Consider the following 6,160-nt stretch of genomic DNA (forward strand, 5'->3'; position numbering starts at 1 on the left):
ATGAATGGTTACAGCATTTTTTTCAGCGCCGGCGTGATGAGCGGCTGCCAGTATGTCCATTTATGATCCCCGTCAAAGGTTTCATACGTGTATTCAGACTGTTTGCTTTCCAGCAGCTGTTTGAGCTCTTCGTTCGGCGCGGTGAAATCAAGCACCTGGCCGTCCGTCGTGTGGACATCGGTTTCTTTTTCTCCGATTTGATGATAAACGGATATCTGTTTGAGATCCTCCGACTGCCGGACGGCATCCAGCACGTGCCCGTCAACATACGGAGACTGCATGATGACGTTTCCAAACATGTTCGGATAGTCAATCGCCGTCATGAGCGAGACGGTTCCGCCGAGGGAATCCCCGATCATGGTGCGGCCGTATCCGACTTGATAAGTCGGGTATTCTTTGTCGATAAAAGGAACGAGCTCATTTGCGATAAACCGTTTATATGAGGCGAACTTAGAGCCTTCGGGATGGTATGTGTTTCTTCGCTCCCGCACATTTTTATATGGGACGCCGATAATGATGCAGCGGTCAATTTCCCCTTTTGACATGAGCTCTTCCGCCTGCCGCCCGATTCTCCCTAATCTGAAATAATCATGGCCGTCCTGGGCGATGACCGTATGATATTTATACAGGGGGGAGTAAGTGTTGGGCAGGTAGACCAAAACGGTCATTTCTTCTTCAAGCTCATGAGAGAAAAGTTTTTTCTCATGAATGATTCCGGTTTTCGGTGCCACTTCGCATTCCTCCAGGCCGCTTCTTGTCTTGATGGTTTTTCCCTATTGTACCATGAATTATTAGAAATTTCTTTCTTCAGATGTACTTCTTGCGAGAGTTCAGAAAATTAAAAAGTTGTTGAAATCCATTTTATAGTGCGTTAATATAGAACAATCAGAAAATACAAAACAATATTCTTATCACGAGAGGTGGAGGGACTGGCCCTTTGAAACCTCAGCAACCGGTTTGCTTTGCCGCGGGAAGGCAAAGTGCCAAGGTGCTAAATCCAGCAAGCGATTCACATGCTTGGAAGATAAGAGGAAGAGAAAAGCTCCTTCTTCTTATGAAGAGGGAGCTTTTTTATTTTTGAAAAGGATGGTGCTTACTGATGACGCAGCATGTTGAAACAAAATTAGCCCAAATTGGAAATAGAAGCGAAGAAGCAACAGGAACGGTCAGTCCGCCGATTTATCTGTCCACCGCTTACCGGCATAGAGGAATAGGAGAATCTACAGGTTTTGATTACGTGCGCACGAAAAACCCGACACGCCAGCTCGTTGAAGACGCTATCGCCGTGTTGGAAAACGGTGCGAGAGGCTTTGCTTTCAGCTCCGGAATGGCAGCCATTCAAACGATTATGGCTTTATTTAAAAGCGGGGATGAATTGATTGTATCCTCCGATTTATACGGAGGCACATACCGTTTGTTTGAAAATGAATGGAGAAAATACGGCTTAAGCTTTATTTACGATGATTTCAGCGATGAAGACTGTTTACGCTCCAAATTAACGGAAAACACGAAAGCGGTATTTGTTGAAACGCCTACAAACCCGTTAATGCAGGAGGCGGACATTGAAAAAATCGCCCGGATTACGAAAGAAGCCGGCCTGCTCTTGATTGTCGATAATACGTTTTATACCCCGGTCATCCAGCGCCCGCTTGAACTGGGAGCCGATATCGTCATTCACAGCGCCACAAAATATTTAGGCGGGCACAATGATCTCCTTGCCGGTCTTGCTGTCGTAAAGGATGAAGAGCTCGGCGACATCATGTTTAATCACCAAAATGCGATCGGAGCCGTTCTCCCGCCGTTTGATTCGTGGCTTTTAATGAGAGGGATGAAAACACTCGGGCTCAGAATGCGGCGTCATGAAGAAAACGCCCGTGAACTTGCAGAATTTTTAGAACAGGAAGAAGAAATCGCAGACGTGTTATATCCCGGAAAAGGCGGAATGCTGTCTTTCCGGCTGCAAAAAGAGGAATGGGTCAATCCATTTTTAAAGGCGCTGAAAACGATCTGTTTCGCAGAAAGTCTCGGCGGGGTGGAAAGCTTTATTACATACCCCGCGACACAGACGCACATGGACATTCCGGAAGATATCCGTATCGCAAACGGCGTCTGCAACCGCCTGCTCAGATTTTCAGTGGGAATTGAACATGCAGAAGATTTGAAGCGAGATGTAAAGCAGGCATTACAGCAAGTAAAAGAGGGGGCCGTGTCATATGAGTAATCAAAATTGGACGCTGGAAACCCAGCTCGTGCACAATCCATTTAAAACTGACGGAGCTACCGGAGCCGTCAGCGTGCCGATTCAGCATGCTTCCACATTTCATCAGTCTTCCTTTGAAGAATTCGGGACATATGATTACAGCCGCTCCGGCACACCGACAAGAACAGCGCTTGAAGAAACGATCGCAGGTCTTGAAGGCGGAACGAGAGGCTTTGCTTTCAGCTCCGGAATGGCGGCGATTTCGACGGCGTTTCTGCTCTTATCCCAAGGCGACCATGTTCTCGTCACGGAGGATGTGTACGGCGGAACATTCCGCATGGTGACAGAAGTGCTGCCCCGTTTCGGAATCGAACACACTTTTGTCGATATGACGGACACAGAAGCGGTTGCCCGCGCCATCCGGCCGAATACGAAAGCCATCTATATGGAAACACCGTCAAACCCGACGCTCGGCATCACGGACATTAAAGCCGTCGTCGAGCTGGCAAAAGAACACGGCTGTCTGACATACCTTGACAACACTTTCATGACGCCTGCACTGCAACGGCCGCTTGATCTCGGCGTAGATATCGTGCTTCACAGCGCGACGAAATTTTTAAGCGGCCACAGCGATGTGCTGTCAGGCCTTGCCGCCGTCAAGGATGAAGAGCTCGGCAATCAGCTGTATAAGCTGCAAAACTCATTTGGAGCGGTGCTCGGCGTTCAGGACTGCTGGCTCGTATTGAGAGGCTTAAAAACATTGCAGGTCAGACTGGAAAAAGCGAGCCGGACGGCTGAACGGCTGGCTGCCTTTTTTGACGGGCACCCCGCCGTCAAAAACGTTTACTATCCCGGCCTTGCCGGACACCCGGGAGCCGATACCCATAAACGGCAAGCAAGCGGAGCGGGCGCCGTCCTGTCCTTTGAACTGGAAAGCAAAGAAGCCGTCAAAAAGCTGGTCGAAAATGTATCTCTTCCGGTATTTGCGGTCAGCCTCGGCGCCGTTGAATCCATTCTCTCATACCCTGCAACTATGTCGCATGCCGCCATGCCGAAAGCGGAGAGGGAAAAACGCGGCATCACAGACGGCCTTCTGCGCCTGAGCGTCGGAGTCGAAAACGCCGAAGATTTAGAACGCGACTTCGAACAGGCATTGAAAAAAATAACTCCCGCCAAAGTCAGATTATAAATGAAAAGGGCGGCGCCAATTGAGCGCCGCCCCTTTTTTTATTTTTGATAAAAAAGTGTTGACGAACGGCTAAGCAGGATATATAATTATAAATGTCAGAGAGACAACAACATACCCAGCAACACATACATATCATGATTCCGTAGCTCAGCTGGGAGAGCGCTACCTTGACAGGGTAGAGGTCGCTGGTTCGAGCCCAGTCGGAATCATAGCCGAAACCCTTGCATAGCAAGGGTTTTTTACTTTGCTTATTTATTGATTTTGTCATCATTCATCGAGTTGGGGACGAAACTGCTTTTTTGGGCCGATTTTGAAGTACATTCGCTGTATACTTCAAGGGAGGTGAACATCGCCTTTAAGGCGGCGGTCTTTGCCGAAACCTGTTCATTACAGAGAAATACAGAAATTCCGTATCACTGAACGGCTAAAGTGATAACGATCAGCAGCTGGTTAATCCTGCTGTTTTTTTGTATTTGAAAAACGGAATATTTAGTTTTGTATGAAAAATACAGCGGCACTCCGAAAATCATTCACAATACAGGAAATGCGGCATGCGGCCGCCAATAAAATCGGTTATATGGCCGGTAACAGAATAGATGAGCTGTCATTTTGCCTAGAAGTGATTCTAGGGAATTCCACTGAACCGGAATGCTTGGCACTCTGGCGACGGCACAAACGGAATCGGGAATCGTAAGTCTATCGCGGTAGAAATCTGCTACAGTAAGTCAGGTGACGCGCGGTACCTGACAGCAGAGGCGTTGACAATCAAGTTTGTGGCACAACTACTCAAAGAGCGCGGCTGGGGCGTTGACAGGATCAGAAAGCAACAGGACTGGAATGGCAAATACTGCCCGCACCGTATTTTAAATGAGGGGCGCTGGGATGAAATGAGCGGCCATCGCTGCAGAACTTGAACGCCTTGGAGGTAAAAAAGCATCCAAACCACAAAAAACAGATTCTAAGACCAGCAGGGCGACGTAAACCGTCAAGAAAGGCGATGTCCTTTCTGTAATTGTAGAGAAAACAGGAGTAAGCATGAAAACCATGCAAAGCTTGAACGGCATCAAGAATCCGAATCTAATTAAAGTTGGTAGGTAATAAAGCTGACAGATTCGGCCGGCTCACCATCCGGTGGCAAGAAATCATCCTTCCGCCTGCCAGCGGGTATTTTTAAAGTCACAAGCCCGTTGACCCGGGGGGAGGCCGTAAAACAGATTCAAACTGCGCTGGCGGCGCTCTACTATTACCCTGATAAGAATGCAAAGAATTTCGGTATTGACGGCGCATATGGCTCGAAGATAGCTGAGGCAGTAAGGCGATTCCAATTGATGAATGGATTAAAAGCTGATGGTATTTATGGGCCTGATACCAAAGCGAAACTTGAGCTCTAAAGAAATGAAATAAATAACTCCCTCTGAGAGGGAGTTATTTATTTTTGTTATAAAAAATCATTGAAAAAAAAGATAAAACTAATAAAGCTAGAAAGTAAACTATAAAGGTTGAGATAAAGTTCCAAGAGAAAAAATTAAAGTCTTTATTTAGAGAATAAAATACAATTTGACTTACTAAAGTTACCACGAAAACAACTGTTAATAATTTAGAGAATTTTTTGGTCATGACAAAACTCCTATTCCAGTTTAGTGAAATAAACCCATTCAATATAATAGGATGTTTGGTAAAATATAGAATGTAAAAAACGATTAGGAGGATGTTCTATGAAAAAGCTTTTAGCTGTAGTGTTAACAATTACTATGATAACACTAATGTTCGGAAGTACGTCAATAGCTCAAGCGGAGGAAAAGTGTCCAACCTGTGAGAAAACAGATCCTTTGGTAGCACCTACCAAAAAAGATCTAAATAAAACTATTGAAATATTAAAAGACAATAATGTGAACACTTTAGTTTTGGATAAAAAAAGTGCAGCAGTAGTCGAAAATGATAAAGACAAAGCTGTAATTATCGCAGAAAAGCTGGGCGATAGCAAAGATAAGATTGAGTATAACCAGTATTATGTTGACGTTAATAACGAAAAGTTTGTAACTTTAAAACAAAAAGTTGAAAAACTAGATGATAAGACTGTGAAAGCTGAAGTCATTAACGTAGAATCAGGAGCAAAGTACTCTGTTACAATTGATAAAGACGGAAATAAAATAGATGAAAATTTTGTTTCAGGAAAGTCTGCCGATTTTAAGAAATCAAGTTTATGTAGTGCTATCGTAGGTGCAGTTCTTGGTACAGGATCTAAGTTTGCTTGTATTGCTGCTTGTACAGCCGTAACAGGAGGCTGGGGAGCAATTGCATGTGGTGTATTATGTTCAGCAGTAACTGGTGGTATAAGCTGGGCTGGGGCAAAAGATTTGTGTGAACAATTATTTGGTTAAAAAAACGACGCTCCTATATAGGAGCGTCAGCTTGTAGAGAAAACGATGTTTTTTCTGCAAGCTTTTTTGTTTATTCATCTTCCTACATCAATTCTTCTGTTTTTGAAACTGAAAAAGACTGCCACATGCCTAGCCCTGCTTGGCTAGGTATGTGGCAATCTTCTTCATGTTCTGGCATGCGGCTGTGAGGAGAACTTGTTCACTCACATTTCGTTTTCCCCTCAACCCGCAATAGCGAAGCCCATGCAGCTGTTTTGAATCTGCAAAGCTTCGCTCTATTTTTTCTTTTCTTTTTTTATAGAGGGTTTTTCCTGAAACAGACAAGCGATTTTGTTTGACCTTTTCTTTAGGATCTTCCCATACATGCCGGGTGATGACCTTCTGGCGGTT

5 protein-coding genes, 1 tRNA gene, 1 pseudogene and 1 riboswitch are annotated in these 6,160 nt (G+C 45.1%); of the genes and pseudogenes, 5 read left to right on the top strand and 2 right to left on the bottom strand.

The annotated features are described in order from the left end of the window. Nucleotides 1–8: 8 nt before the first annotated feature. Entirely contained in the window at nucleotides 9–731 is a 723-nt protein-coding gene (locus AC1DN5_RS13710; protein WP_016938189.1) for an esterase family protein, read from the bottom strand. A gap of 174 nt (nucleotides 732–905) precedes the next feature. Continuing rightward, a riboswitch (SAM riboswitch) is annotated at nucleotides 906–1,031 on the top strand. Between the two features lie 68 nt (nucleotides 1,032–1,099). Here AC1DN5_RS13710 and AC1DN5_RS13715 point away from each other — a divergent pair. The 5 genes and pseudogenes from AC1DN5_RS13715 to AC1DN5_RS13735 all read left to right on the top strand — a co-directional run bounded on the left by AC1DN5_RS13715 (nucleotide 1,100) and on the right by AC1DN5_RS13735 (nucleotide 5,770). After that, entirely contained in the window at nucleotides 1,100–2,221 is a 1,122-nt protein-coding gene (locus AC1DN5_RS13715) for a methionine biosynthesis PLP-dependent protein (RefSeq protein ID WP_047478008.1), read from the top strand. After that, nucleotides 2,214–3,389 (top strand): cystathionine beta-lyase, encoded by a 1,176-nt coding sequence (metC, locus tag AC1DN5_RS13720; RefSeq protein ID WP_441397061.1) that lies wholly within the window; start codon nucleotides 2,214–2,216, stop codon nucleotides 3,387–3,389. The genes AC1DN5_RS13715 and metC overlap by 8 nt, the downstream gene beginning before the upstream one ends. A gap of 136 nt (nucleotides 3,390–3,525) precedes the next feature. Then, nucleotides 3,526–3,598: transfer RNA gene (locus tag AC1DN5_RS13725), tRNA-Val, on the top strand. 319 nt (nucleotides 3,599–3,917) lie between these two features. Beyond that, nucleotides 3,918–4,780 (top strand): annotated as a pseudogene (locus AC1DN5_RS13730) (peptidoglycan-binding protein); the annotation flags it as partial. A gap of 324 nt (nucleotides 4,781–5,104) precedes the next feature. After that, entirely contained in the window at nucleotides 5,105–5,770 is a 666-nt protein-coding gene (locus AC1DN5_RS13735) for a hypothetical protein (protein WP_366969541.1), read from the top strand. Between the two features lie 129 nt (nucleotides 5,771–5,899). On the opposite strand, the gene AC1DN5_RS13740 is transcribed toward AC1DN5_RS13735, so the two are convergent. Then, on the bottom strand, nucleotides 5,900–6,160 hold a 261-nt coding region (locus tag AC1DN5_RS13740), incomplete at its 5' end, for a transposase (RefSeq protein WP_441397062.1).

This window comes from Bacillus sp. 01N42_2 (assembly GCF_056399565.1).